Below are 1,210 nucleotides of genomic sequence, written 5' to 3'. Positions count from 1 at the left end.
CCTTCTCTAGTTCCGGCAGGGCTTCGAACAGATCAGCGACGAGGCCGTAGTCGGCGACCTGGAAGATTGGCGCCTCTTCGTCCTTGTTGATGGCGACGATGACCTTGGAATCCTTCATGCCGGCGAGATGCTGGATGGCACCGGAGATGCCGCAGGCGATGTAGAGGTCAGGTGCAACCACCTTGCCGGTCTGCCCGACCTGCCAGTCGTTCGGGGCGTAGCCGGCATCGACGGCGGCGCGCGAGGCGCCGACGGCGGCCCCGAGCTTATCGGCGACCGGCAGGATGACTTCCTTGAACTTCTCGGCCGAGCCCAGCGCCCGGCCACCCGAGATGATGATCTTCGCCGAGGTCAGTTCCGGACGGTCGGAGGCCGACAGTGCGTCCTTGACGAAGGTCGACAGACCGGGATTGGCAGCAGCCGCGACGGTCTCAACCGCGGCGGAACCGCCTTCGGCAGCGGCGGCGAAGGAGGCAGTGCGCACGGTGATGACCTTCTTGGCGTCGGTCGCCTGTACCGTCTGGATGGCGTTGCCGGCATAGATCGGTCGCTTGAAGGTGTCCGCCGAGACCACTTCAATGATTTCCGAGACCTGGGCGACGTCGAGCAGGGCGGCAACGCGCGGCATGACGTTCTTGCCGGTCGAGGTGGCGGCGGCGATGAGCGTGTCATAGCTTGCCGCGAGTGAAACGATCAGGGCCGCCAGGGGTTCGGCGAGGTTGTTGGCAAGGCTTGCGTCCTCGGCAACCAGCACCTTGGCGACACCGGAAAGCTTGGCAGCTTGTTCGGCTGCAGCCTTGGCGCCGGCACCGGCGACGAGGATGGTGACGTCGCCGCCGATCTTCGATGCCGCCGTCAGCGTCTTGGCGGTCTGGTCGGAAAGGTGGCTGCCGTCGTGGTCAGCCAGAAGAAGAATGGCCATGGATGTAATCTCCCTTTCTCGAACCCTAGAGGACGCCGGCTTCGGTCTTCAGCTTTTCAACCAGCTCGGCGACCGACTTGACCTTGATGCCCGCCTTGCGGCCGGACGGCTCTTCGGTCTTCAAGACCTTCAGGCGAGGCGCGGTGGAGACGCCGAAATCGGCAGGAGCTTGTCTGTCGAGCGGCTTCTTCTTCGCCTTCATGATGTTCGGCAGCGAAGCGTAGCGTGGCTCGTTGAGGCGGAGATCAGTGGTGACCACGGCCGGGAGCTTGACGTCGATGGTCTGCA

Annotated in this window: 2 protein-coding genes; both read right to left on the bottom strand. The window is 64.2% G+C overall.

Annotated elements, in window-relative coordinates:
• The coding region (locus RGCCGE502_RS34320) for an electron transfer flavoprotein subunit alpha/FixB family protein (RefSeq protein ID WP_016558833.1) at positions 1–922 on the bottom strand (922 nt) is incomplete at its 3' end.
• A 25-nt stretch (positions 923–947) separates the two neighbouring features.
• A partial coding sequence (locus RGCCGE502_RS34315) for an electron transfer flavoprotein subunit beta/FixA family protein (protein WP_016558832.1) occupies positions 948–1,210 on the bottom strand: 263 nt, incomplete at its 5' end.

The sequence above is a fragment of the Rhizobium grahamii CCGE 502 genome (assembly GCF_000298315.2).
GTDB classification, from domain to species: domain Bacteria; phylum Pseudomonadota; class Alphaproteobacteria; order Rhizobiales; family Rhizobiaceae; genus Rhizobium; species Rhizobium grahamii.
This window is presented reverse-complemented; position numbering and strand designations above follow the sequence as displayed.